The 25,010-nt window shown below is 60.6% G+C and carries 20 protein-coding genes; 5 read left to right on the top strand and 15 right to left on the bottom strand.

From position 1 onward, the window contains the following. Window positions 1-70: 70 nt before the first annotated feature. Window positions 71-1,804, top strand: coding sequence for a thiamine pyrophosphate-binding protein (locus tag ACR0NO_RS16095; protein WP_480724678.1), 1,734 nt, complete (start codon window positions 71-73; stop codon window positions 1,802-1,804). Here the strand turns inward: ACR0NO_RS16095 and ACR0NO_RS16090 are convergent. Beyond that, a complete protein-coding gene (locus tag ACR0NO_RS16090; protein WP_170679915.1) occupies window positions 1,798-2,676 on the bottom strand; it encodes a LysR family transcriptional regulator in 879 nt (292 codons plus the stop codon). The two genes, ACR0NO_RS16095 and ACR0NO_RS16090, sit on opposite strands and share 7 nt — an antisense overlap. Window positions 2,677-2,792: 116 nt before the next feature. Between ACR0NO_RS16090 and ACR0NO_RS16085 the strand changes: the two genes are divergently transcribed. Both ACR0NO_RS16085 and ACR0NO_RS16080 read left to right on the top strand, forming a co-directional pair. Next, window positions 2,793-4,343 carry a proton-conducting transporter transmembrane domain-containing protein gene (locus ACR0NO_RS16085; protein ID WP_480724677.1) on the top strand — a complete coding sequence of 517 codons (1,551 nt, stop codon included), beginning with the start codon at window positions 2,793-2,795 and terminating at the stop codon, window positions 4,341-4,343. Window positions 4,344-4,358: 15 nt separating this feature from the next. Further along, window positions 4,359-6,764 carry a YbcC family protein gene (locus ACR0NO_RS16080; protein ID WP_480724676.1) on the top strand — a complete coding sequence of 802 codons (2,406 nt, stop codon included), beginning with the start codon at window positions 4,359-4,361 and terminating at the stop codon, window positions 6,762-6,764. A 42-nt stretch (window positions 6,765-6,806) separates the two neighbouring features. On the opposite strand, the gene ACR0NO_RS16075 is transcribed toward ACR0NO_RS16080, so the two are convergent. The 13 genes from ACR0NO_RS16075 to hutI all read right to left on the bottom strand — a co-directional run bounded on the left by ACR0NO_RS16075 (window position 6,807) and on the right by hutI (window position 21,696). Then, window positions 6,807-7,952, bottom strand: coding sequence for an iron-containing alcohol dehydrogenase (locus tag ACR0NO_RS16075; protein ID WP_480724675.1), 1,146 nt, complete (start codon window positions 7,950-7,952; stop codon window positions 6,807-6,809). Continuing rightward, window positions 7,949-9,331 carry an aldehyde dehydrogenase family protein gene (locus tag ACR0NO_RS16070; protein ID WP_480724674.1) on the bottom strand — a complete coding sequence of 461 codons (1,383 nt, stop codon included), beginning with the start codon at window positions 9,329-9,331 and terminating at the stop codon, window positions 7,949-7,951. The genes ACR0NO_RS16075 and ACR0NO_RS16070 overlap by 4 nt, the downstream gene beginning before the upstream one ends. 92 nt (window positions 9,332-9,423) lie before the next feature. Beyond that, on the bottom strand, window positions 9,424-10,785 hold the full coding sequence (locus tag ACR0NO_RS16065; protein WP_170718497.1) for a glutamine synthetase family protein: 1,362 nt from the start codon (window positions 10,783-10,785) through the stop codon (window positions 9,424-9,426). A gap of 185 nt (window positions 10,786-10,970) precedes the next feature. Then, the gene (locus tag ACR0NO_RS16060) at window positions 10,971-11,732 is read right to left on the bottom strand and encodes a methyltransferase domain-containing protein (RefSeq protein ID WP_480724673.1); all 762 of its coding nucleotides are present in this window, start codon (window positions 11,730-11,732) and stop codon (window positions 10,971-10,973) included. Further along, a complete protein-coding gene (locus ACR0NO_RS16055; protein WP_480724672.1) occupies window positions 11,729-12,349 on the bottom strand; it encodes a pimeloyl-ACP methyl esterase BioG family protein in 621 nt (206 codons plus the stop codon). The genes ACR0NO_RS16060 and ACR0NO_RS16055 overlap by 4 nt, the downstream gene beginning before the upstream one ends. Continuing rightward, complete coding sequence (gene bioA, locus ACR0NO_RS16050) at window positions 12,346-13,632, bottom strand: adenosylmethionine--8-amino-7-oxononanoate transaminase (protein WP_480724671.1); 1,287 nt, start codon at window positions 13,630-13,632, stop codon at window positions 12,346-12,348. Before bioA ends, ACR0NO_RS16055 begins: the two co-directional genes overlap by 4 nt. Beyond that, window positions 13,629-14,249 carry a dethiobiotin synthase gene (gene bioD, locus ACR0NO_RS16045; protein WP_475219777.1) on the bottom strand — a complete coding sequence of 207 codons (621 nt, stop codon included), beginning with the start codon at window positions 14,247-14,249 and terminating at the stop codon, window positions 13,629-13,631. The genes bioA and bioD overlap by 4 nt, the downstream gene beginning before the upstream one ends. Further along, entirely contained in the window at window positions 14,246-15,379 is a 1,134-nt protein-coding gene (locus ACR0NO_RS16040) for an 8-amino-7-oxononanoate synthase (RefSeq protein ID WP_480724670.1), read from the bottom strand. The genes bioD and ACR0NO_RS16040 overlap by 4 nt, the downstream gene beginning before the upstream one ends. After that, on the bottom strand, window positions 15,376-16,356 hold the full coding sequence (bioB, locus tag ACR0NO_RS16035) for a biotin synthase BioB (protein WP_475219779.1): 981 nt from the start codon (window positions 16,354-16,356) through the stop codon (window positions 15,376-15,378). Before bioB ends, ACR0NO_RS16040 begins: the two co-directional genes overlap by 4 nt. A 126-nt stretch (window positions 16,357-16,482) precedes the next feature. Continuing rightward, window positions 16,483-18,165 (bottom strand): urocanate hydratase, encoded by a 1,683-nt coding sequence (gene hutU / locus ACR0NO_RS16030; protein ID WP_480724669.1) that lies wholly within the window; start codon window positions 18,163-18,165, stop codon window positions 16,483-16,485. Continuing rightward, window positions 18,162-18,956: an N-formylglutamate deformylase gene (hutG, locus tag ACR0NO_RS16025; protein ID WP_480724668.1), complete on the bottom strand. Its 795-nt coding sequence runs from the start codon at window positions 18,954-18,956 to the stop codon at window positions 18,162-18,164. Before hutG ends, hutU begins: the two co-directional genes overlap by 4 nt. Further along, window positions 18,953-20,491 carry a histidine ammonia-lyase gene (gene hutH / locus ACR0NO_RS16020; RefSeq protein ID WP_480724667.1) on the bottom strand — a complete coding sequence of 513 codons (1,539 nt, stop codon included), beginning with the start codon at window positions 20,489-20,491 and terminating at the stop codon, window positions 18,953-18,955. The genes hutG and hutH overlap by 4 nt, the downstream gene beginning before the upstream one ends. Then, window positions 20,488-21,696 carry an imidazolonepropionase gene (gene hutI, locus ACR0NO_RS16015; protein ID WP_480724666.1) on the bottom strand — a complete coding sequence of 403 codons (1,209 nt, stop codon included), beginning with the start codon at window positions 21,694-21,696 and terminating at the stop codon, window positions 20,488-20,490. Before hutI ends, hutH begins: the two co-directional genes overlap by 4 nt. An 82-nt stretch (window positions 21,697-21,778) precedes the next feature. On the opposite strand from hutI, the gene ACR0NO_RS16010 reads away from it, so the two are divergent. Both ACR0NO_RS16010 and ACR0NO_RS16005 read left to right on the top strand, forming a co-directional pair. Next, the gene (locus ACR0NO_RS16010) at window positions 21,779-23,137 is read left to right on the top strand and encodes a formimidoylglutamate deiminase (protein WP_480724665.1); all 1,359 of its coding nucleotides are present in this window, start codon (window positions 21,779-21,781) and stop codon (window positions 23,135-23,137) included. A 78-nt stretch (window positions 23,138-23,215) separates the two neighbouring features. After that, on the top strand, window positions 23,216-23,917 hold the full coding sequence (locus ACR0NO_RS16005; protein WP_170555019.1) for a GntR family transcriptional regulator: 702 nt from the start codon (window positions 23,216-23,218) through the stop codon (window positions 23,915-23,917). Between the two features lie 18 nt (window positions 23,918-23,935). On the opposite strand, the gene ACR0NO_RS16000 is transcribed toward ACR0NO_RS16005, so the two are convergent. Continuing rightward, window positions 23,936-24,892, bottom strand: a complete 957-nt coding sequence (locus ACR0NO_RS16000) for a LysR family transcriptional regulator (protein ID WP_480724664.1) — start codon at window positions 24,890-24,892, stop codon at window positions 23,936-23,938. Window positions 24,893-25,010: the final 118 nt, after the last annotated feature.

The raw sequence follows: 25,010 nt of genomic DNA, 5'->3' as shown, positions 1-25,010 counted from the left end.
AAGGTGGCGATGTACGCAAACCCCCTCAAAAGAGTTTGCCGGAAACATGCCACCAACAAGGGTCCTCCTGATGAACCAGCCCCAAACGACGCGCATGAATGGCGCGCAGATCATCCTGAAAATGCTGGAGCTTCACGGCGTTTCCCATGTATTCGGTCTGCCCGGTGAGACAACAATTGGCTGGTACAAGGAATGGCGCGCCAATAGCGGGATCGAGTTCGTGCTGACCCGCGATGAACGCACCGCGGCTTTCGCGGCCGAGGCCTATGCAAAGATCACAGGTCGCCCCGCCGTGCTTGAAGCGCCCAGCCCCGGTGTGACCCACTGCACCCCGGGCATTACCGAGGCGTTCCTCAGCTCGGTGCCGGTGATCTATTTCAGCTCGGACATTCCGATCAATCAGGACAAAAAGCACGGTCTGACCGGCGTCGATCAAACTCGGCTCTATGACAGTATCTGTAAGGAAAGCTTCGTGCTGACCAATGCGCGCGAAATCCCGTTCCTGATCCGACGGGCCTTTCGCGTGGCAACCTCGGGCCGTCCGGCGCCGGTTCATATCCGCGTGCCGATCAACATCTTCGGTGAAGAGGCCGAAATCACCGACCTGTATGCCGAACCGGACTACAGCACCTATCCCGCGCATCGGCCGGTCGCGGATCACAGCAAGATCCGCGCTGCAATCGACGTGCTGTTGGCGGCGCAAAAACCTGCGATTGTCTGCGGTCAGGGCGCGCTGATCTCACAAGCCTCGGATACAATCCTTGAACTGGCTGAACGCCTGCAAATCCCGGTCGGCACCACCACGCCCGGCAAAGGCACCATCCCCGAGGATCACCCGCTGGCCCTGCGCGTCATCGGTGGCCGCGGCGGGATGGAATATTCGAACCAATACCTGCTTGAGGCCGACACGATCTTCTTCATCGGCTCGAACACCGACAGCGCCGGAACGGATCACTGGAAGCTCTACGGCGATCCCTATACCAAAAACTTCCTGCACCTTGATATTGCTGAGGCGCATGTCGGAAACACCTTCCCGCTGAAGGTTGGCCTTGTAGGGGATGCCCGCGCAACGCTTGAATATATGGTCGAAATTCTGAAAACCGAGCATCCCGGACTTCAGCGGACACCACTGGACCTGAACCCGATCAAACAAACCGCGCTGGACAAGGTTTTCAACTCGAACATCCCGATGCCCGAAGGCACGATCTCACCGGTCAAGCTGTCTCATGTGTTGGACCAGATCATGCCCGATGACGCGATTGTCACCTCGGAACCGGGCGTCAGCGCGATCTATCCTTCGGCGCTGCTGACGTTCCGCAAACCGGGGCGGCGCTATATCACCAACTACTCGATGGGCGCGCTGGGGTATTCAGTGCCTGCCGCAGTTGGCGCGATCTACGCCCATGACGGCCCGGTCATTTCCTTCACCGGAGACGGATCGTTTGGGTTCGTCATCGGCGACATGGAGACCCTTAAGCGCAGCGGCAAGAACATCACCGTCATCCTGACCCGCAATGACACGTTTGGATGGATCAGGGGTGAGGCGATCCTGCTCGACGATGTGGATGAGCCCTGGACCACCGATTTCGGACGCGTCGACTATTGCAAGGTGGCCGAAGGGTTCGGGTTCAAAACCGCCCGGATCACTTCTGAGGCCGATATCGAACCCATCCTGTCCGATGCCATCGCCAATTCGGGCGCGAATTTCATTGAGATGATGGTGCCCTCACAAGACAAGATCATCCCCTTCGTGCCCAATTGGGTTCGCGTCGCCCGCGCAAAGAACCTGCCCCACTTCTACTGAGGCAGGCTATAGGTCAGCAACTCCCGCACCAGCGGGTTGGGAAATCGGCGTTTGAAGGTGACGGCGTGAAAGCTCTCCTTGATGCGGGGATGTTCCTCGGCCTCGACCAAACGGCCCGAGGACAGCTCATCCTGCACAACGATCGGGGCCACAAGTGCAAGGCCGATATCCTCACGCGCGAGCAGGCGCATCATCGCCATGTCGTCCACTTCGGCCGCGATCTGAGGCCGGACAGACATGCGGCTGGCCATCGAATCAAACGCCGTGCGGACGCTGTTATTGGTGGTTGGCAGGATAAAAGGCTGCTCCTCCAACAGGTCCCGGATCGGGCGCTTTGGATCCAGTCGCGCTGGCGTGCCGACGATGCTGACGGGTTGTTCCGCCAGATGGTGCGTTTCAAAACTGGTCAGGCTGTCACTGGCAGGCTCATGATTCATAAGAACCAGATCGAAATTCAGCGTCTCCAGCCCCTCAAGCAACTCGCTGGGATTGCCTGATCGCAGGATCACCTCGACATCTGAGCGCGCCAGCATCGGGCGCAGAAATCCAATCTGAAAGTTCCGTGACAAGGTCGCCTGCGCACCAACCCGCAGCGCCGTGCGCGCGTTGCCTTCATCCTGCAGAGTGGCCACAAGTTCTTGCCCTGTAGCAAAAATTGCGTCCGCATGGTCCAGCGCGATACGCCCGGCCTCGGTCAGATGCAGCTTGCGCCCGCGACGTTCAAACAGGGGGTGACCCAGCCGTTCCTCAAGCTCTTTGATCTGAACGGACAGTGCGGATTGCGACAGGTTCAGCCGTTGGGCTGTGCGGGTCAGGTTGCCATCATGGGCGACCGCCCAGAAGTAACGTAGGTGATGATAGTTAAGCGGCATATCGTTCTATTTAATAGAACATAATCTCTATAACAATGTATTTTTCATACACAGGATTGCGCAATATGTCCTGCTCAACCGGCCAAATCAGGCTGGACTCACAAGGAACGCGCATCATGACCTACCTGTTTCTACCCCTGCTTAGCCCGCTGATCTTGCTGGCATCGGCCTACTATGCCAGCCGCAATCCGGGACTGCGGCCAACCCGTGTCACCAGACTGTCGGAATGGGCGGCATTGGCGGCCTTCGGAGGCGCCGCACTGTCGGCCCTGATGCTGGTTCTTCACGGCCCCGGCACTTCGGAGTTGATCGGGTTCTGGGGTATCGGCCTCTCCGTGCGGCTTGATGCGGTCAGCGCCACCATGCTGGTTCTGGTCAGCTTCATCGGATGGATCGTCCTGCGCTACTCGGCCACCTATATGGATGGCGAGGCCCGTCAGGGCGCGTTCACAGGCTGGATGTCAGCAACACTCGCCTCGGTTCTGTTGTTGGTGATGTCGGGCAACCTGATCCAACTGCTGGCCGCGTGGATTGCGACCAGCCTGCTGCTGCACCAATTGCTGCTGTTCTACCCCGAGCGGACGACCGCCCGAAGAGCAGCGCGGAAAAAGGCCGTTGTGGCACGTATCAGCGAAGGCGCGCTGGCCCTTGCGGTGGTCCTGTTGATCGCAACCTATGGCACCACGGACATTGCCTCGATCCTGTCATCGGCCGAACCAAACGGACTGACCATCGCCGCCGCCCTGCTTATCGCGCTGTCCGCCATCATGGCTTCAGCCCAGTTCCCGGTCCATGGGTGGCTGACCGAGGTGATGGAGGCCCCGACCCCCGTCTCGGCCCTGCTACATGCGGGCGTCATCAACGCCGGAGGGTTCCTGCTGATCCGCTTTGCCGACGTGATGCTGGCGGCACCGGGCATTATGGCGCTGCTGGTGATGCTGGGTGGGTTCACCGCGCTGTTCGGCGGTCTGGTGATGCTGACACAACCGGCCGTGAAGACCTCGCTGGCGTGGTCGACCATTGCGCAGATGGCCTTCATGATCATGCAATGCGGGCTGGCCCTGTTCCCGCTGGCGCTGCTACACATCGTGGCGCATTCGCTCTACAAGGCGCATGCCTTCCTCAGCGCGGGTGAGGCCGTGCGCAACGTAGCCGCCATCCGCAGGCCCGGCCCAGTCGCTGTGCCAAGCGCGCGGAACGTGCTGCTGGCCTTTGCCACCGGCATCTTGATCTACGGCATCGTCGCCATGACCTTCGGCGTAGACGGCAAATCCGTTCAGGCGATTGCCCTTGGCGTGATCCTGATCTTCGGCGTCGCCTATCTGCTAGCACAGGGCTTTGCCGATGCCGCACCCGGCGCGTTGACCCGCCGCACTGTTGTCTATGCGGGCGTGACCTCGATCAGCTACTTCGTCCTGCAGATCATCGCCGTGCATCTGACCAAAGGCACCCTGCCCGCAGCGCCTGCGCCCGGGCCGTTGGAGTGGACGTTGATCATTCTCGCCCTGATCAGCTTTGGCGCGGTGGCTCTGGCGCAATCGACCTTCCCGCTTTGGGCCTCGCACCCGGCGGCGGCTGGTATTCGGGTGCATCTGTCAAACGGGCTCTATGCCAACGCAATCTTTGACCGGCTGCTGGACGGATGGTCCAAGCGCCAGACCGTTTAAGAGGGGATTCTCAAGATGTATATGAAGCACGAAAGCTATCCCGCAGCCCTTCTAGAACTGGTCGCGCTGGCCAATGACGCGGTGCGTCAAATCCCGCCGTTGTTCCCGCTTGCCTCCAACGTCGCGGTAAACCCGTTTCTGGGACAAACGCAAGAGACACTGGCTGTGACCTCCGCCCGGTTGGCACGGGTTGCAGGCACGCGGATCACGCCGGACCGGGCGGTATTTGCGCAAAAGCTAACAAGTGGAGAGATCACCGAAGCCGATCTGCGGGAGGCCCTCGCCAGTGTCGAAAGCCGCTTTGACACGCCCAGTTTCGAAGATCTGCAAGCCGCGCTTGGGTCCGAGACCGCGAAGCTGTCCCCTCTGCCCACGGTTGCCGATCTGGCTGCCGAGGTTTCCGGCATCGACTGGCCCGGTCTCATTGACGAACGGATCGGGGCCTGGGCCGCCAGCCATTTCGATCAGGGTCAGGCCCTCTGGCAACCCAACCGAACAGGCGGTGCCTACAGCGCGTGGCGCGAGTTCGCCTCACGCGATTTGACCCCGGAAATCCACGGCCTGAAAGGGTTCGGAGCCTTCGTGGCCGGTACAAACCGCTCGCAATGGCGGGCGATTGGCCGCGCTTCTGAGGCTCTGGGTGTCACCCCCGAAGCGGCAAGCACGGCCTTCCATCGCTGGCTGATGACACTGGGCGGTTGGGCGCAATATGCCCGATATCTGCTGTGGCAGGCCGAATTGGAAGGGCAGACGGATACGAGCACAACCGAACTGCTGGCCATTCGGATGGTGTTCGAAGAGGCTCTGTTTGGCCTCTACCATGATCAGATTGCCGATCGCTGGGCCGAAACCATTGCCCAGCATGAGGCCCCCATCACCCCGACCCGCGATCTGGTGATCGACGCGTTGCTGCAGGACGCCTCGGAGCGCGCGCAACAACGCAAGTTGGCGCAAACCCTCAGCGCAGGTCAGCCGCGCAAGGTCGAAGGCCGCCCCGAGGTGCAAGCGGCCTTCTGCATCGACGTCCGCTCCGAAGTCTTCCGTCGCGCGCTGGAATCGCAGGACAGCGGGATCGAGACCATTGGTTTTGCTGGCTTCTTCGGCCTCGCCAGCGCCCACAAGGCGGCTGGCTCGGACGTGACTGAAATACGGGGGCCAGTCCTGTTGAACCCGAACGTTTGTTCCCACGCGGCCGAGGGCGCGCAGGCCGACCTGAACCGCCGCTACACCGCACGGGCCAAACGGGCCTGGGGCCGGTTCAAACTGGCCGCCGTCTCCTCATTCGCCTTTGTCGAGGCAACAGGTCCGGTCTATGCGGGCAAACTGCTGCGTGACGCTCTGGGCAAGGGCCACGGGAACGCGAAGTTCGACCCTGCGCCGAAGCTTGACGACGGGATCGACCTGCCTACACGGGTCGCCTCGGCCAAGGCCATCCTTGGGGCGATGTCTCTGACCAGCAACTTCGCTCGCGTCGTGATGCTGGCCGGTCATGGGGCAGATGTGACCAACAACCCCCATGAAAGCGCCCTACAATGTGGCGCATGTGGCGGTCATGCCGGTGACGTCAGCGCCCGCCTTCTGGCCGGGTTGTTGAACGATCATGCGGTACGTGAAGGGCTGCGCGCCGAGGGGATTGACATCCCGGCGGACACGCTGTTTCTGGCGGCGATGCACCACACTACGACCGACAAGGTCTCTCTGTTCGATCAGGATCAGGCGACGGGTCAATGGGCCGCGCAGATTGCACAGCTGAAAAACTGGCTGACCTCGGCCGGACAGCTGGCCCGGTCTGAGCGTGCCGCGCGTCTGCCGCGTGCCAAGGGGGCCAATGACATCGCCCGCCGCGCCACCGATTGGGCTGAGCTGCGCCCCGAATGGGGTCTGGCCGGATGCCGCGCCTTCATTGCCGCGCCGCGGTCCCGGACTGATGGCACGGGTCTTGCGGGCCAGTCCTTCCTGCACAGCTATGACTGGCGCGCGGATGAGGGCTTTGGCGTGTTGGAACTGATCATGACCGCCCCGGTCGTGGTCGCCAGCTGGATCAGCCTACAGTACTACGGCTCGACCGTCGCACCCGGCCTGTTTGGCGGCGGCAACAAACTGCTGCACAATGTGGTCGGCGGCATCGGCGTGGTCGAGGGAAACGGTGGCGCGCTGCGTCCCGGTTTGCCCTGGCAATCTGTGCATGACGGAGAGCAGTTCCAGCACGATCCACTGCGGCTGTCGGTCATCATTGAGGCCCCACGAGAGGCGATGAATGACATCCTCAGACGCAACGAAACCGTTAAAGAGCTGTTCGACAATCGCTGGCTGCACCTGATTGCCATGGATGAAAACGGCGATCTGGCCTGGCGTTACACCAAAGATTTGGAATGGGTCGCGATGGAGCGTGCCGAGATCAGCGCTATGGCGGCTGAGTAACAATTAAGAGGCCCGGCAAGGAAACTCGCCGGGCAGTCTTACCTAAAGCGCGGCGTGGAACAGCTGCGTCAGGTTCTCTTTCGTCAGCTCAATCGGATTGCCCCCACAGGAGGGGTCAATGATCGCGCCTTCGACCAGCTCGGGAATCCGATCTTCGGTCACGCCCAGATCCGACAGCTGACGCGGGATCCCAAGCGCATCGTTGAACTCCTGCACGAAGTTGCAGAATCCGTCGAAACCACCCTCGATCCCCAGATAGGCGGCAGCCTGCTGGAACCGATCCGCGATGGCGGGTGCGTTGAATTCCAGCACAGCGGGCATGCAGACCGCGTTGGTCGTGCCGTGATGAGTGTTGAACACCGCACCAATCGGATGGCTCATGGCGTGGATCGCGCCGAGGCCCTTCTGGAAGGCTGTGGCCCCCATCGCCGCCGCGCTCATCATCTGCGCCCGCGCCTCAAGATCAGTGCCATCCGCGTAGGCGCGCGGTAGGTACTCCTTGACCAACCGCATTCCCTCCAGCGCGATACCCTGGCTCATCGGATGGTAATGCGGGCTGGAATAAGCCTCGACACAATGGGCAAAGGCGTCCAGCCCGGTGCCTGCTGTGATGAATTTCGGCATACCCACGGTCAGTTCCGGGTCACAGATCACCACGGTCGGCAAAACCTTCGGGTGAAAGATGATCTTCTTGGCGTGGGTCTCGGAATTGGTGATGACACTGGCACGCCCCACCTCGGACCCTGTCCCGGCTGTGGTCGGCACAGCAATGATCGGCGCAATCACATCCGCATTCGCGCGGGTCCACCAATCACCGATATCTTCAAAATCCCAAACGGGGCGCGTTTGACCCGCCATGAAGGCAACCATCTTGCCAAGATCCAGTCCCGAACCGCCGCCGAAGGCAATCACCCCGTCATGACCACCGGCTTTGTAGGCCGCGACACCGGCATCGAGGTTCCTTTCATTCGGGTTCGGGTCCACATCGCTGAACAGACCGCGACCCAGATCGGCCGCCTCAAGAATATCCAACGTCGCCGTGGTGATCGGCAAATCTGCCAACCCCTTGTCCGTCACCAGCAGAGGGCGCTTCATTCCTGCCGCCGCACAGGCCTCGGGCAGTTCCTTGATGCGGCCAGCACCGAATTTGATCGCGGTCGGGTAGGACCAGTTTCCAACAAGGCTCATGATGTTACCTTCTTCAAATGGTAGGATTTTGGACGGGTCAGGTTGTGATACCCAATGACCGACAGGCCACCACCCCGCCCTGTATTCTTGCAGCCAGTCCAGCACAGACCCGGGTCCAGATAGTCAGCCCGGTTCATGAACACAGTGCCGGTTTCGATCTGATCGCCGACTCGCGCGGCCCGGTCCACGTCACGGGTCCACAGGCTGGCGGTCAGGCCGAATTCGCTATCATTCATCAGTGCGATGGCCTCTTCATCCGAGGACACTTTCATAATCCCCACGACCGGCCCAAAACTCTCATCCCGCATCACGCGCATATCATGGGTGACAGTGGTCAGGATCTGAGGCGTCAGATACGCACCACCGTCATCCTCGGGGAATGTCTCGATATGGGCCACGGCACCGGCGGCAACCGCCTCCGAAATCTGCGCCCGCACCTCATCGGCAAAACGCACATTGGCCATCGGGCCCAGCGTCGTCTCAGGGTCCAGAGGATTGCCCAGCTTGTAGCCCTTCACGATCTCAACCGCCTTCGAAACGAAGTCATCGAAAAGACTTTTATGCACATAGATCCGCTCAATCCCGCAACAGCATTGACCCGAGTTGAACATCGCCCCGTCGATCAGAGTATCCACGGCGGCATCCAGGTCGGCATCCTCCATCACATAGCCCGGATCTTTTCCACCAAGCTCGGTTCCGACGCCGGTAAAGGTGCCCGCCGCCGCGCGTTCCATAGCCTGACCACCACCGACCGAGCCAGTGAAATTCACGAAATCAAACGCATTTCCGGCAATCAGGTCATTGGTCACATCGTGGCTGAGGAAGACATTCTGAAACACATCCTCGGGCACACCGGCCGCATGGAACGCCCGCGCCATCCTCTCGCCCACCAACAACGTCTGAGTGGCATGTTTCAGGATCACGGTATTCCCAGCGATTAGCGCCGGAGCCACCGTGTTGATCGCGGTCATATAGGGATAGTTCCAGGGGGCCACCACAAAGACCACCCCATGCGGAACACGCTTGATGTACCGCCGAAAAGTCTCATCCTCTCCAACTGCAATATCAGAAAGCGCGCTTTCAGCAATCTCCGCCATATGGCTGGCGCGTTCATTGAACCCACCAAACTCACCACCGTAGCGCACGGGCCGACCCATCATATGGGCAAGCTCCGGCACGATCTCATCATTCATCGCACCAACAGCCGCCACACCGGCCATCACCAAATCAACCCGCTCCTGCAAGGACCGCGCCGCCCAAGCCGCCTGCGCGGCACGAGCCCGAGCCGCCAACTCAAACGCCGCGTCCCGAGTTAACACCTCCCGCTCTGCAAAAACCGACCCATCAATCGGCGAGACACACTTCAACATCTGCCCCATAGTCACTCCATTTCCGAAAAAACAGGATCCCTGCTTCATCTGGCTAAAAATATCCCGGGGAGCGTGAGGGGCTGGCCCCTCGCTCCCGTCCTTTACGCCCGCTCAAACCCACGGGCAACTTCCCAATCGGTTACCACACGCGCAAATTCTTCGATCTCCACCTCAGCGGCCCGGGCGTAGTGATCGACCACCTCATCCCCCATGGCGGCTCGCAACATGGCCGAGCCGCGCAAAGCGCCAAGTGCCGCACTAAGATTGCTGGGGATCATCCCCGTATCGCCCTGGTAAACGTCGCCGGTTGCTGCAGGTTGCAATTCCAATCCTTCCTCAATGCCGGCAATTCCCGCCGCCAGCATACCGGCCATCACCAGATAAGGGTTCATGTCAGAACCGGGGATCCGGCATTCCACCCGAATGGCCTTGGTCCCATCTCCACACAGACGGAAGCCAGCCGTGCGATTATCGACCGACCAGATAATCCGCGTCGGCGCAAATGTGCCCTTCATGAAGCGTTTGTAACTGTTGATGTAAGGGGCCATGAAATACGTGTAATCCGGGGCGTACTTCAGCAGGCCAGCCAAATAGCTTTTCATCACATCCGACATGCCAAGCGGATCATTTTCATCAAAAAAAGCAGGCGCGCCGTCTTTCCACAGGGATTGATGCACATGGCTCGAACTGCCGACCTTGTCGTGATGCCATTTCGGCAGGAACGTTGCCGCATGACCATGCTGCCAGGCGATCTCTTTCACCGCATTCTTGGCGATCGAGTGGTACTCGGCCGTGTCCATTGCAGGCGCGTATTTGATGTTCAGTTCTTCCTGCCCGGTTTCGGCCTCACCTTTTGAGTTCTCAACCGGTATTCCCGCATCCCACAGATGGTTACGGATCGGGCGCATCACATGCTCTTCCTTAGTGGTCTGGAGGATATGATAATCCTCGTTGTAGCCGGAAATCGGCTCCAGATCTCGAAAGCCGTTTCTGCGGATTTCGTCGAAACTCTTTTCGAAAAGGAAAAACTCCAGCTCTGTCGCACACATCGCCTCATAGCCCATGGCCTTCAAGCGGTTGACCTGCGCCTTCAACATCGCCCGAGGCGCATGCGGCACCTCTTCATGCGTGTGATGGTCGAGGATATCGCACATCACCATCACAGTGCCCTCAAGCCACGGCACCGGGCGCAGGGTCGCAAGATCGGGTTTCATAACGTAGTCGCCATATCCCCGCTCCCAACTGGTCGAGGCGTAGCCATCCGGTGTGCCCATCTCAAGATCGGTGGCCAGCAAGTAGTTGCAGCAATGGGTTTCTTCCCATGCGCCCGCAACGAAATGACCCGCGTGAAAGCGCTTGCCCATCAGACGGCCCTGCATGTCGACAAAGCACACCAGAACGGTGTCTACCTCACCCGCTGAAACCTGCGTTTTGAGATGTTCGAATGTAAGTGTCGCGGTCATTCTGCCCCCTCCTTCAAATTCCTGATGGCGGGCCACAGCAACGCCAAAATCTCAAATGCTACCGTGGCGACCTGTGACCGCGAACGCAACAGATCATTGCGACGTTTCGGTATGAGATTTCACAATCTGCGCCTGAGTGCCTGCAAACGCTGAAAAGACGTACGCGAGGTAGTAACCACGAGGCCTCAGACCCGCGGCTTTCGCGCGACGATCCAGACGGGATGATAGCTGAGAGAGACGCCGTTTTCGGTCTGGAACCGGCGTGTGTACTCTGCCTCGAACAGGGCGAGTGTGGATTTGGTCCAGACGCTCTGCGCGCGCCCGTTGACGCCAGTCTTGCGCAAATGGCGCAGAACATGGCGCGGCGTAGGAAAGTACGAGGGTCGCAGGGCCTCGCCTGTCGAAAGCACCTCCAGATGCGCCCTAACGGCGGCGGCCATTTGGTCAGGGTCGCACAAACCAGGGGCACGGGCCGAGGTGCCGATTTGGCTGAGTTCTCTGTATTGTTGCGGCCCAAAGCCCGCAATCACCAACCAGCCGCCCGGTACGAGGGATCGCGCCGCCCGTTCCAACAGCGCCTGCGGGTCTTCCATCCACTGGATCATCGACGCCGAGGCAAAGAGATCGGTCTTCTCGGGCCAGATCACCCGCCGCGCATCGCCGCAGATAAACTGCGCGCCCACCATATCTCCCGTTTGGCGGGCTTCGGGTGCGATATCATTCAGGGTGAGGCTGTCAAAACGGTGGGCCTGACACAGAAGCCGCGTGAAATGCCCGGTGCCGCAACCCAGCTCAAATCCGCGTTCGAACTGGGCCGGGGCGCCGTGTCGGCGCATCTCTTCCACCAGTTTCTCGGCCACCCAAGCCTGTTGGCAGGCCGTGTCGTGATAGCTTTGAAAGCTACGGCTGAAGCTACGCTGAACCCGGTCCGAGAGTTGCACTGTCATGCCAGCCACTCCACCCAGCTTTGCCCCGCGCAGAACGGGACATGAGGACCTTCGATCGTTCGAATAATATCAGCGCGTGAAGCCCAAGCGGCCTGTTGCGCTTTAGTTGGCAAAATGCGGTCTCGGGTGGGAATCCAAATACGATCAAAACCCGGATCTTCAGATGGGCCACGGTCGATCACTGCGTGCAACTCAGCCCGAGCGGATGGGATATCCAGTTCGTCAACATCACCGCTGAGGCCCGCACGGCGGCAGAATTTGGCAAAGCTGGCCTGAGACAATTGATCCGCCGTTGCCCGGATCATATCGGGTGCGATCCCATGCTCGGCACTTGCAGGGTTCAGCGTGCCGCTGACTGCAACCAAGCGATCTGGGCGCATCCCCGTTTGGCTCAGCCAATGCGCCGCCGAGGCGACGCCGAAAGAGAAGGCCAGCAAATTGACACGGTCGAACCGCGACAAGTCCGGCAGCGGGTCATCCAGTCGGGTATAGCCCTCAACGAACAGCACATTTTCACCACCCATGAGGTCAGTGAACGGCGAAGGACCCAACGCCCATCCCCCGAACACGAGGATCAGATCAGGGTTATCCGAGCGTGCCAGCCAGTGATACCTCATCCGGCACCTCCGGCGAGATCGACCATTGCGGCGGTGACGCGGCTCAGTTCATTTGGCGAGATGATGTAGGGCGGCATGCAATAGATATTGCGACCAAACGGACGCAACCAGACGCCGGTTTTGGGGGCGAGGCCATGGGCCACGGAAGGGTCGACACGATCCTTCATCTCGATCACACCGATGGCGCCCAGAACCCGCACATCCGTCACGTCGGGCAGGTCACGAGCCGGAGCGAGTTCGACCTGCATCTGGTGCGCAATCCCCGTGACCTCGGCCCACCAGTCGCGTTGGACCAATTGATCGAGGCTGGCAACACCTGCAGCGCAGGCCAGAGGGTTGGCCATATAGGTCGGGCCATGCATCAGCACACCGGCCTCGCTTTCGCCGATGCCGCGCGCCACCGCCTCGGTCGCGATGGTGGCGGCCAGTGTGATGTGCCCTCCGGTCAGGGCTTTGCCAAGGCACAGGATGTCAGGCACCACGTCCGCGTGATCCATGGCAAACAGCTCTCCGCTGCGGCCAAAGCCCGTTGCAATTTCATCGAATATCAGCAGCACGTCATGCGCGTCACACAGCGCCCGCGCGCCCTTCAGCCAGTTCGGGTGATAGAAATACATGCCACCCGCACCCTGCACGACAGGCTCCAGGATCAGTGCCGCGATCTTGTCGCCTTTTTCGTCCAACAACTGCTCAAGTGCCTTCAGCCCGTTTTCGGCGGCATCCTCCGACCAGTCCTGATTGAACCGGATGGTCGGGCGCGGCAAGAAATGCTGGATGGACAGAGCGCCCTTGAACAGCCCATGCATCCCATTTGCCGGGTCGCACACGCTCATCGCTTTCCATGTGTCACCGTGATAGCCGCCCCTGATGGTGGCGAACTCCGACCGCGCGCAGCAGCCTTTGGCGATCTGGTACTGCACCGCCATTTTCAACGCGACTTCGATGGCGACTGAGCCGCTGTCGCTGTAGAAGATGCGATCCAGACCCTCAGGCAGCATTCCAATTAGCCTGCGACCCAGCTCAACGGCGGGCGCGTGAGTCAGGCCTCCGAACATGACATGCGGTAGTTGCGCCAGTTGGGCCTGCATCGCCTCGACAATTGCCGGGTGACGATGGCCGTGAACGGTGCACCACCAGGACGACATGGCGTCGATCATCTGCCCACCGTCCTCACGCGTCAACCAGACGCCCTCGGAGCTGGTAATCAGATGCATCGGGCCCGGATCCAGCACATGGGTGTAGGGGTGCCACAGGTGTCGGGCGTCAAATTCCAGCGGGGTCATAGAGCCCTCCGGATCGCATCAAGGTCGATGCTTTGGAACGCATCGGCCAGGTTTTCACGGGTCAGGTCCGAGAGATAGGGTATACGCCCCAAATGCCGCACCTTGCACATCTGTGCGATGGTCTGTTCGACATCCGGCTCAGGGTCGCCAACGAAGGCAACGCCAACGACATCGCACCTCGCATTGCGCAATGCCATCAGGGACAAAGCCGTGTGGTTGATCGTGCCAAGCGCGGTGCGCGCAACTAGAACCACCGGGGCTTTCCACTGCGCGAAGAGGTCCAGATAGAACACCTGCCGGTTCAGAGGGACCATCACCCCCCCTGCCCCTTCAACGACCAGAGGGCCTTCGCCCCGCGGCAATGCCAGTTGGGCAAGGTCGATCTCGACCCCCATATCCTCGGCGGACAGATGCGGCGAAGCGGGCATGTTCAGGCGATACGCCTCAGGCAGCACCTCGGCCCCCGACAGGGTGCGCACGACGTCGGTGTCGGTTGCATCCTCAAGCCCGGATTGCACCGGTTTCCAATAGGTGGCTCCAAGGGCGGCCGTCAGACCGGCGGAGAATACAGTCTTGCCGACGCCGGTGTCGGTTCCGGTGATGATCAGCGCGCTCATGCGGCCTCCGATTGATATGCCGCCAAAACGTTAAACAGGGCCGAGATATCGGCGCTATCTACATTGCCGGTGATGGAAATCCGCAAGCGTGACGTCCCGCGCGGTACCGTTGGCGGGCGGATGCCCCTGACGTCGAACCCTTGCGTCTGCAAGCCTTGCGCCATCGTCATCGTGCGCGCATCATCGCCCAGAATGACCGGAATGATCTGGCTGTTGAGCGCAGCCTCAGCAATTCCAATTGCGCGCGCCGCATCATGGGCATGGCCAATTCGCTTCTGGGCGTCGTCGACCAGACCTGTCTGAGCAGCCAGCGCCTCAAGGGCCGTACGAACCAAAGCGGCATTCAAAGGCGACGGCGCGGTGGCAAAAATGAAGGGGCGTGCGCGGTTGATCAGCGTGTCGATCATGACCTTGGGGCCGCAGATCAACCCTCCGGCAACGCCCAGACCTTTGCCGCAGGTGTGCAGCGTCAACAGATGGCAGTCGAGGTCATGCGCCATCCCCCGTCCCTGAGGTCCGAACACGCCGGTCGCATGGGCTTCGTCGACGACCAGAACAGCTTCCTGCTCTCGCGCCAAACCCGCCAGATCGGAAAGAGGGGCCAGATCCCCTTCCATCGAATAGACGCTCTCGACCGCGATCCAAATTTGGCCCGCGCCGCCCTCGGTCCGCCACTGCTGCGCCTTTTCACGCGCGTCGCCGACATCATTGTGCCGAAACGACCGCAGATCGGCCCGGCAAGAGCGCATGCCCTCATGCGCGCTGGCGTGAACCAAAGCATCAAAGAGGACCAGATCCTCGGCCGCAGGTAGGGTTGCGAAAATCGCCTGATTGGCCTGAAACCCACCACCCATGAACAACGCCGCCTCGGCCCCAAAGAACGCGGCGGCTTCGGCCTCCAGCGCTTCATGCTCGGCGTGATTGCCGCGCAATAGCCTAGAGCCGCCAGAGCCAACCGGAACACCGCGCGACAAGGCCTCTTGCGCGGCCTCTTGCAGAAGCTGCGATCCGGCAAGGCCCAGATAGTCATTCGACGCGAAATCCAATCCCGACGCAGGCGTCAGGACCCGGCGGCGATGCCGGGCCTGCAAGGTGTCGAGCATGGATTCGAGCCGAGCAGCAGCCTTCATTCAGCGGCTTCCTGGCCCGCCTGATCCCCCGCTTTCTCGGCTTGCAGACCAAGTTTGGCGAACAGGATCATATCGGTGTCCTCTTCGGGGTTTTCCGCCGTCAGCAGCGTTTCACCCACGAAGATCGAGTTCGCACCGGCGAAGAAACACATCGCCTGCATCTCGTCGCTCATCTCGCTGCGGCCTGCGGACAGGCGAACGTAGGAGGTTGGCATCAGGATACGCGCCGTCGCGATGATGCGCACAAAGTCGATCGGGTCGATCGGCTCGGCATCGGCCAGAGGTGTATCGGCCTGCGGCATCAGCATGTTGATCGGAACCGAATCCGGCGCGGGCTGCATGTTGGCCAGCGTGAGCAGCATGTCGATACGGTCGCCCGTATGCTCGCCCATACCCAGAATGCCGCCGGAACACACCTTGATCCCCGCTTCCTGCACTCGGTTCATCGTATCGATCCGGTCGGCGAAGGTGCGGGTCGTGATGACCTCGGAGTAGTAGCGCTCGGACGTGTCGATATTGTGGTTGTAGTAGTCAAGGCCTGCATCGCGCAGCTGCACGACCTGTGTGTCGTCCAGCATGCCCAGCGTCATACAGGTATCCATCCCCATGGCCTTGACGCCTTCGACCATCGCGACCAGAGCCGCCATGTCCCGCGCCTTGGGCTCACGCCAGGCAGCGCCCATGCAGAACCGCGTCGCGCCGCCATCCTTTGCCTTCTTCGCCTCGGCCAGAACACGCTGCACCTCGATCAGTTTGGAGGCAGGCAGGGTCGAGCCGTTGCGGGCCGATTGCGAGCAATAGGCACAATCCTCGGCGCAGCCTCCGGTTTTGATCGACAGCAGCTTCGAGGTCTGGATTTTGTTGGGGTCGAAATGCTCACGATGGACGGTTTGCGCCCGGAACAACAGATCCATCAGCGGAAGATCATGAACAGCTTGCGCGGATTTTTTGGTCCAGCCGGAATGAGGGATGATCATTTTATCTATAAAACTTTCGGCAGCTTGCTTTGCGTCGAGTTTATTATCTATAAAATGTCACGACGCAACCCGGCATGCATCACAAGTTCAATATGACGCATCAATTCGCGGATCGTTGACCGAGGGCTATCCCAGAATACCCGGCAACCGCAGACCGTGTTCGCGGGCGCAAGCCTTGGCATCCTCGTACCCCGCATCTGCGTGGCGCCACACGCCCGAGGCCGGATCGTTCCACAAAACCCGCTCCAACCGTTTGGCCGCTGCATCGGTACCATCGGCGCAAATGACCACGCCCGCGTGTTGGCTAAAGCCCATGCCGACCCCACCGCCATGATGCAAAGACACCCATGTTGCGCCCGAGGCCGTATTCACCAGCGCATTCAGCAACGGCCAGTCCGAAACAGCGTCCGAGCCGTCCTTCATCGCCTCGGTCTCGCGGTTGGGCGAGGCCACGGACCCGCTGTCGAGGTGATCCCGACCAATGACAACCGGGGCTTTTAGTTCTCCGTTGCGCACCATTTCGTTGAAGGCTAGCCCCGCTTTGTGACGATCCCCAAGACCGATCCAGCAGATCCGTGCGGGCAGGCCCTGGAAGGCAATACGCTCCTGCGCCATGTCGAGCCAATTGTGCAGATGGGTGTTCTCGGGGAACAGCTCTTTCATCTTGGCATCGGTTTTGTAGATATCCTCGGGGTCGCCAGACAAGGCGCACCAGCGGAACGGGCCAACCCCGCGGCAAAACAGCGGGCGAATGTAGGCGGGCACGAAACCGGGGAAGGCAAAGGCGTTCTCGAGCCCTTCATCCTGCGCCACTTGACGAATGTTGTTGCCGTAATCCAGCGTCGGCACGCCCGCGTTCCAGAAATCGACCATCGCAGCGACATGTTGCTTCATTGAGGCGCGCGCGGCAGTTTCCACCGCTTTGGGATCGCTTTCGCGTTTGCCCTTCCACTGCGCCATGGTCCAGCCCAACGGCAGGTAGCCGTTGACCGGGTCATGGGCGCTGGTCTGGTCGGTAACGATATCGGGGCGCATGCCACCGGCCTGCATCCGGGCGTAAATCTCGGGGAAGATTTCGGCAGCATTGCCCAGCAGGCCGACCGATTTCGCCTCACCCGCCTTGGTCCAGCGGTCGATCATCTCGAGCGCTTCGTCCAGCGTTTCGGCTTTTTCATCCAGGTATTTGGTGCGCAGGCGGAAGTCGATGCTGTCCGGATTGCATTCAACAGCCAGACAGCAGGCCCCGGCGAAAACCGCCGCCAAGGGCTGCGCGCCACCCATTCCACCCAGACCGCCGGTCAGAATCCACTTGCCAGTCAGGTCACCGCCATAGTGCTGACGCCCGGCCTCGGCAAAGGTCTCATAGGTGCCCTGCACGATGCCTTGCGTACCGATATAAATCCACGAACCAGCGGTCATCTGGCCGTACATCATCAGGCCCTTCTTATCGAGCTCGTTGAAGTGATCCCAGTTGGCCCAATGCGGCACGAGGTTGGAGTTCGCGATCAGCACCCGAGGCGCATCCGTATGCGTCCGCACAATGGCCACGGGCTTGCCGGACTGCACAACCAGTGTCTCGTCTTCTTCCAAATCCTTGAGGCTGGCCACGATCGTATCAAAATCATTCCAAGTCCGGGCCGCGCGCCCGATGCCGCCGTAAACGACCAACTCATGCGGGTTCTCGGCTACGTCCGGATGCAAATTGTTCATCAGCATCCGCAGCGGCGCTTCGGTCATCCAGCTTTTGGTGTTCAACTCTGGCCCGGTGGGAGGATAGATATCACGGGTGTTCTTGCGAGGGTCGGTCATGATGCAAGCTCCAATGCTGTGTCTTGGACGGCGTCCAGAATATCGAATAGCCAGCGGCGCAGACGGTCGGCTTTGCGGTCGTCATAGGACCATGGCGGGCGCTCGATTGTAAGGTAGGTGGATTGCGCCAGCTCCATCTGAATAGCGTGCAACCCTTCGGCCGGGCGGCCATAGTGGCGCGTCGTCCAACCGCCTTTGAAACGACCGTTCAAGACGGTGCTGTAGGGTGATGAGGCGGCAAACTCATCGGCCGCTGCCTCGATCTCCGGCGCGCAGGTCGTGCCATTGTTTGTCCCCAGATTCATATCGGGCAAAACCCCGTCAAACAGGTACGGAATGGTGCTGCGGATCGAGTGGCAGTCGTGGAGGACCGCAATGCCGTGGATCGCTCGGACCCGCTCCAGCTCGGCTGCTAGCGTCGCGTGGTAGGGCGTGTGAAATGCGGCGAGGCATTCTGCGATTTCCTCATCGGATGGCGGCTGATCCCAGATGCCATTCCCATCGAAATCGGTCAGCGGAACCAGTGTAGTCGTGTTCTGACCGGGATAGAGCGACACGCCCGACGGATCGCGATTGGCATCAATCACATAGCGGTGGAAGGTCGCGCGGACCGTCGTCGCCCCAGGCAACAACCCGTCGTAGAGCGTGTGGATGTGCCAATCCGTATCCGTCAGCGCCCTGCCCCGCTTGTTCAGCTTGGTCTGAATCTCTGGCGGCACATAGGTTCCGGTATGGGGCAGACCCAGAACGATGGGGCTATCGCCACGGGTGACCTCAACCGGATCCGTCACGCGCCCAGCTCCGGCATGGCAACACGTGTGCGATGCGCGATCTCGCCACTGGAAATCAGGGCCGAGGCTACCTCGATATCCGGCGCGATATAGCGGTCGCCTCCCAACGGCGGCACCACAGCGCGTAACCGGGCCATCACGCCTTGTAGCGTCTCACTAGTGGGCAATGGCGCGCGGAATTCGATCCCCTGCGTGGCGCAGAGCAGTTCGACCCCCAGAATACGCTCCAGATTGGTGACCATCTGACCCAGACGCCGCGCGCCATGGGCCGCCATTGAGACATGGTCCTCCTGATTGGCGGAGGTGGGCGTCGAATCCGTCACGCAGGGGTTGGCGAGATGTTTGTTTTCGCTCATCAAAGCCGCCGTCGTGACCTCGGCAATCATCAGGCCCGAGTTCAGCCCGGGATTGGGGGTCAGGAACGGCGGCAGATCAAAGCTGAGGACGGGGTCCACGATCAGCGCGATGCGGCGTTGGGCGATGGCTCCGATCTCGGCCACAGCCAGCGCGATCATATCGGCGGCGAACCCAACCGGTTCGGCGTGAAAGTTACCGCCCGAGACGATCAGCCCGGCCTCGGACAGAACCAGAGGGTTGTCGGTGGCGGCGTTCGCCTCAAGTTCAAGCGTCGTGGCGGCTTGTCGGATCACGTCCATTGCCGCACCGACGACCTGCGGTTGGCAGCGGATGCAATACGGGTCCTGCACGCGGGTATCGCCGTCGCGGTGGCTTTCGCGGATCACCGATCCGGCCAGCAGGGCGCGCATGGTGGCTGCGGCCTCAATCTGGCCGCGATGGCCGCGCAAGCTGTGTATTTCAGGCTGCAACGGCGCGGTGGATCCCATGATGGCGTCCGTGGTCAGAGCCGAAGTAACCAGCGCGCTCTGCGCCGCTTGCCACGCCCCGAACAGGCCCGCCAAAGCAAAAGCGGTCGAAAACTGGGTGCCGTTGATCAGCGCCAGACCTTCTTTCGGGCCAAGCCCCACCGGCGTCAGGCCAGCTGCCGCCAACGCCTCAGCACCCGGCAAGACCTCGCCGCCATATTCGGCCTCACCCTCGCCCATCATGACAGCCGCCATATGCGACAGCGGCGCGAGATCACCAGAGGCCCCGACCGAGCCCTGCGCTGGGATCACAGGCGTGACGCCCTTGGCCAGCATAGCCTCGAGAAGCGTGATCAACTCCAGCCGCACGCCCGAGGCTCCGCGCCCGAGGCTGAGCAGTTTCAGGACCATCATCAACCGTGCATGCGCCCGCGGGATCGCAGGGCCGACGCCGCAGCAATGCGACAGGATCAGATTGCGCTGCAAGGTCGCCGTATCCTCTGCCGCGATCTTGACACTGGCTAGTTTGCCGAAGCCTGTGTTGACGCCGTAGACTGCGGCCTCACCCGCAGCGGCATCCGCGATGCGCGCGTGGGCAGCCAGAATGCCGGGATGGCATACCGGATTTAGCTGCACCGCGCATTCGTCTCGGAACACCTGCTCCAACTGCGCCAGCGAAACAGCGCCGGGTGTAAGGGTCAGGGTGGTCAAACTGCGCCTCCGAAAATGCGAGTGTGAAGTGAATTGAAGCCGATGCGATAAGATAGCTCGGCCGGGTGAGTGACGTTCCAGATCGCCAGATCAGCGCGCATGCCGGGTGCAATCTGGCCGCAATCGTGCAAACCCAGCGCGCGGGCCGCGTTGAGGGTCACTCCTTTCAGCGCCTCTTCGGGCGTCATGCGGAACAGGGTGCAGCCCATGTTCATCGCCAAAAGCAGAGAGGTCATTGGGGCCGAACCCGGATTACAATCCGTCGCCAAAGCCAACGGGACATTGTGCTTGCGCAGCAGATCAATGGGCGGAGATTGCGTTTCGCGCAGGGTATAGAAAGCACCGGGCAGGATCACACCAACAGTGCCTGCACCAGCCATTGCCACCGCGCCCTCTTCATCGAGATACTCGATATGATCCGCAGACAGTGCGCCATAGATGGCCGCCAGCTTTGCGCCGCCCAGGTTGGACAACTGTTCGGCGTGGAGTTTGATTGGCAGGCCAAGCTCTCTCGCCACATCAAACAATGGCACGAGTTGGTCGGGCAGAAAGGCAATCCCTTCGCAGAAGGCATCAAGTGCGTCGACCAGTCCCTCGGCATGGGCGGCGCGCAGGGTTGGAATGCAAATCTCACTTATGTATGCGTCCGGATTGTCCTTGTACTCCACCGGCACCGCGTGGGCGCCCAGAAAACTGGTAACGACCCGCACCGGGCGGCGGTCTAGCAAAGCCCGCGCGGCGCGCAGCATGGTCAATTCGGTCTCGCGATCCAAACCGTAGCCGGATTTCACTTCGATGACCGAGACACCTTCGGCCAGCATCGCATCCACGCGCGGCAGCGCCTGAGCGATCAGGTCGTCAAGAGTGGCGGCGCGCGTGGCCGTTACCGTCGAGATAATGCCGCCTCCGGCGCGGGCGACCTCTTCATAGCTCGCCCCATTCAAGCGCATCTCGAACTCGACCGCGCGGTGGCCGCCGTGGATCACATGCGTGTGGCAGTCGATCAGAGCGGGTGTCACCAGACGGCCTGCACAGGACGTCTCAGACAACCCGGCACAGGCTTCGGGCAATGCAGCCTGCGGCCCAACCCATGCGATTTTTTCGCCCTCGATCACAATTGCCGCTGACTCGATCACCCCATAAGGCGCGCCATTCTCCACCATGGTTGCGGCGCTCAAGTCCTTCAGGATGTGGGTTGTGGGCATTTGATTCTCGCAATGGATGCAATTCTCTCTTTTCTAGTACATCCCAATATGTTTTATGTCTATCCATAAAATGGAGAGCCAAATGACCATCTTCGCGAAGCGCGCATTGCTACCAACAGGTTGGGCAGAAAATGTTAGGCTGGATTTGAAAGACGGGCATATCGCCACTGTGGTCGCAGGCGCAAAAGCGCAGGACGCAGATGTCACGGTCGACACCCTGTTGCCTGCGCTGGCCAACCTGCACAGCCATGCCTTTCAACGGGCCATGGCAGGGATGACTGAATACCGGCGTGCCGGGCGCGACAGCTTCTGGACGTGGCGCGATGTGATGTATCGATTTACTGCACAACTGACGCCCGATCAGATTCAGGCCATCGCGGCACTGGTCTATATGGAGATGCAGGAGGCTGGTTTCGCTTCCGTCGGAGAGTTTCACTATCTGCACCATCAATCCGGAGGCGCGCCCTATCAACGGTTGGCCGAGCTATCCGACCGCATCATGGCCGCCGCCGTCGAAACAGGCATCGGCCTGACGCATCTGCCCGTCCTCTACTCCTATGCCGGGGTAGGAGAAGTGCCGTTGGAACCCGGGCAACAGCGGTTCGGCAACAACGTCACACGTTTCCTGCAACTGGTGGAAGAGGCCAAAGCGGCCAGCGCAGCTCTGCCTGAGGATGTCCGGGTGGGTATTGCCCCGCATTCCCTGCGCGCGACCTCACCCGCCGATCTGAAAGAAGTGCTGAGCCATAACACCGGTTTGGTCCATATACACATAGCCGAGCAGCCGAAGGAGGTTGTGCAGGTGCAGGCTGGCCTGGGCGCGCGCCCGGTCGAATGGCTGCTGGGCAATACCCCTGTCGACAGGCATTGGTGCTTGATCCACGCCACACACTTGACGGATGAAGAGACGCGCGCATTGGCGGCGTCAGAAGCTGTCGCTGGCCTTTGCCCAATCACAGAGGCCAATCTGGGCGACGGCCCGTTCAAAGGCGCTGTCTACCTGGCTGCAGGCGGCGCATTCGGTGTAGGATCGGATTCAAATGTCCGGATTTCACTGACCGAAGAGCTTCGGACGCTTGAGTATTCCCAACGCCTGCGTGACCTGTCGCGCAATGTGATGGTAGTCGGCGAAGGGTCCGTCGGACAAACCCTCTATTGCGGCGCCGCGACGGGTGGGGCGCAAGCGCTGGGCCGAAACGCGGGGCAGATCGCCGAGGGCGCTTTGGCGGACCTCGTTGCCATCGACAGCAGTGATCCGGCGCTGTGCGCTTTGCGGCCGAACCAGTTGCTGGACGGGCTTGTGTTTGCCGCACAAGACAGAGTGGTGACGGACCTCTGGTCGGCTGGGCGGCATAAGGTCAAGGAGGGGCACCACTTGGCACGCGACCAGATCGTGACGCGTTACAGAAAAGCCATAGCCGAGATATTGCCTCACTTGTAACGCTCGGCATCCTCTTTACGCGAGAGTCGCCTGCGATACATATTATGAATAAGCTTATTGAGGAAACGGGATCAGATCGTGACGGAACAGAAGAATATCGGTTTTCAGGACATCCGTGACGAGGTGATCAACCGTATCCAAAGCCGCATCTGGCCTCAGGGCAGTTTGCTTCCGACCGAGTTGGAACTGGCCGCCGAGTTCGGCTGCGCCCGCGCCACCGTGAACCGCGCGCTGCGCGAATTGGCGGAACAGGGCATCATTACCCGTAAACGCAAAGGCGGCACCCGGGTCGTTACGACCCCGGTCAAACAGGCCAAACTGCCGATCACCGTGGTCCGCCAGACGATTGAGGATATGAATGCCGAATACCGCTATGCGCTTGTCAGCCGCACGCAGATCGACTGCCCCGCGTGGCTACAGGCCAAGCTGAGCCTGCAGGAAGGCGCGCAAATCCTGCATCTGCAGTGCATGCATCACGCCGACAACCGCCCGTTTCAGTTTGAAGAGCGCTGGATCAGTGTCGACGCCGTGCCCCACGTGGTGAATGAGAGCTTTCTGACCACCGGCCCCAATGAATGGCTGCTGTCCGAGGTTCCCTTTTCAAATGCTGAGATCGCCTTTTCGGCGGTTCCGGCCACCGGGCAGTTGCAGGACTTTCTGTCCGTGCCACCGGGGACACCCCTGTTCCAACTTGAACGCACGACATGGTTCCAAAGCAAACCGGTCACATTCGTCAGAATGACCTTCCATCAAGGCTATCAGATGCGGACGACCTACTAGCCCCTTTGCCGAATAGGATCAGGCCGTCGCAGGCTGTTTCGGCGGATCAACTTCCTCGGGTTGATAGGTCGGGATCACTCCGATCGGGGGTTTTTCGCGAATGTATTCTCCGATGCGCGCCAGCATCGGTTTGCGCGGGCAATTGGGCCGCGTCGCCGCCCCCAGATCGCGCAGATGGCCTGGCCCTTCGAACGGAATAAAGCAAAGCGGCCAGTTATCCCGCTTGAACTGCTCGGCCGCCAGGGCGGAAACAATCGTGCAATCGTCAGAGTGGCAGATATGACGGCAGATCGTCTCGAACCGCAAAGCGGTCAGATCAAAGCGCTTACTGATACGGCTGGAGGGATCCTGCTTGGGCAACCGCTCCTCCAGCGCATAGCCGAAACTGTGGGGCAGCCGGATGAAATCATGCACCGGCACTTCATCGGCAGAAATTAAAGGCAGAGTATGCAGCGGATGCCCCTCGCGCAGTGCCAGAAATAGAGGCTCGGACCAGATCGAGGTGAAATCCAGCGCGTCGCTGTTGTTGATCTTGGCCACCAGCGCCAGATCCAGCGTGTGATCTTCGACCATCTTCAACATGTTTTGCGGTAGGTCTTCGATCATCGTCACTCGCATGCGCGGGAACAAAGTGCTGAACAGCTCTGAGAAATACTGCGTCAGATATGGGGCCAACGTGGGAGTCATTCCAATGGTGAAGGGCACCGCCTCGGGGTCGCGGAACTCGGTCGCTGTGTCGCGGATCTTTTGCGCGTCATTCAGCATCCGGGTTGCGATGTCGACGATCCGCACGCCGCAAGCGGTTGGGCGGACCTCATTGTTCAGGCGCAGGAACAGCTCGACCCCCAACTCCTGTTCGAGTTTCTTGATCTGGTTGGACATCGCTGGCTGAGACACGTTGCAGGCCGATGCGGCCTGACTGAACTGGCCGTGCTTGGCGATGGCAATGACGTATTCCAAGTCTCTGAGGTTCATGGCGAGGCAATTCAAACAATCAAATAGGTCAAGGTACCTGTGACACTACGCGCTGCCCCCCTGTTTCAGAAGCCCGGTCAGCGGTTTGAGGCGAATTTGACCCCCACAATTCGTCACA

This window comes from Ruegeria sp. CL3 (assembly GCF_056536505.1).
The sequence above is the reverse complement of the archived record's forward strand: the minus strand, read 5'-3'. Positions and strand labels throughout refer to the sequence as shown.

Bases quoted from the DNA above. Each gene is read 5' to 3' on its own strand.
- ACR0NO_RS16095 (WP_480724678.1), top strand. From the start codon at position 71: ATGAACCAGCCCCAAACGACGCGCATGAATGGCGCGCAGATCATCCTG.
- ACR0NO_RS16090 (WP_170679915.1), bottom strand. From the start codon at position 2,676: ATGCCGCTTAACTATCATCACCTACGTTACTTCTGGGCGGTCGCCCAT.
- ACR0NO_RS16085 (WP_480724677.1), top strand. From the start codon at position 2,793: ATGACCTACCTGTTTCTACCCCTGCTTAGCCCGCTGATCTTGCTGGCA.
- ACR0NO_RS16080 (WP_480724676.1), top strand. From the start codon at position 4,359: ATGTATATGAAGCACGAAAGCTATCCCGCAGCCCTTCTAGAACTGGTC.
- ACR0NO_RS16075 (WP_480724675.1), bottom strand. From the start codon at position 7,952: ATGAGCCTTGTTGGAAACTGGTCCTACCCGACCGCGATCAAATTCGGT.
- ACR0NO_RS16070 (WP_480724674.1), bottom strand. From the start codon at position 9,331: ATGGGGCAGATGTTGAAGTGTGTCTCGCCGATTGATGGGTCGGTTTTT.
- ACR0NO_RS16065 (WP_170718497.1), bottom strand. From the start codon at position 10,785: ATGACCGCGACACTTACATTCGAACATCTCAAAACGCAGGTTTCAGCG.
- ACR0NO_RS16060 (WP_480724673.1), bottom strand. From the start codon at position 11,732: ATGACAGTGCAACTCTCGGACCGGGTTCAGCGTAGCTTCAGCCGTAGC.
- ACR0NO_RS16055 (WP_480724672.1), bottom strand. From the start codon at position 12,349: ATGAGGTATCACTGGCTGGCACGCTCGGATAACCCTGATCTGATCCTC.
- bioA (WP_480724671.1), bottom strand. From the start codon at position 13,632: ATGACCCCGCTGGAATTTGACGCCCGACACCTGTGGCACCCCTACACC.
- bioD (WP_475219777.1), bottom strand. From the start codon at position 14,249: ATGAGCGCGCTGATCATCACCGGAACCGACACCGGCGTCGGCAAGACT.
- ACR0NO_RS16040 (WP_480724670.1), bottom strand. From the start codon at position 15,379: ATGAAGGCTGCTGCTCGGCTCGAATCCATGCTCGACACCTTGCAGGCC.
- bioB (WP_475219779.1), bottom strand. From the start codon at position 16,356: ATGATCATCCCTCATTCCGGCTGGACCAAAAAATCCGCGCAAGCTGTT.
- hutU (WP_480724669.1), bottom strand. From the start codon at position 18,165: ATGACCGACCCTCGCAAGAACACCCGTGATATCTATCCTCCCACCGGG.
- hutI (WP_480724666.1), bottom strand. From the start codon at position 21,696: ATGCCCACAACCCACATCCTGAAGGACTTGAGCGCCGCAACCATGGTG.
- ACR0NO_RS16010 (WP_480724665.1), top strand. From the start codon at position 21,779: ATGACCATCTTCGCGAAGCGCGCATTGCTACCAACAGGTTGGGCAGAA.
- ACR0NO_RS16000 (WP_480724664.1), bottom strand. From the start codon at position 24,892: ATGAACCTCAGAGACTTGGAATACGTCATTGCCATCGCCAAGCACGGC.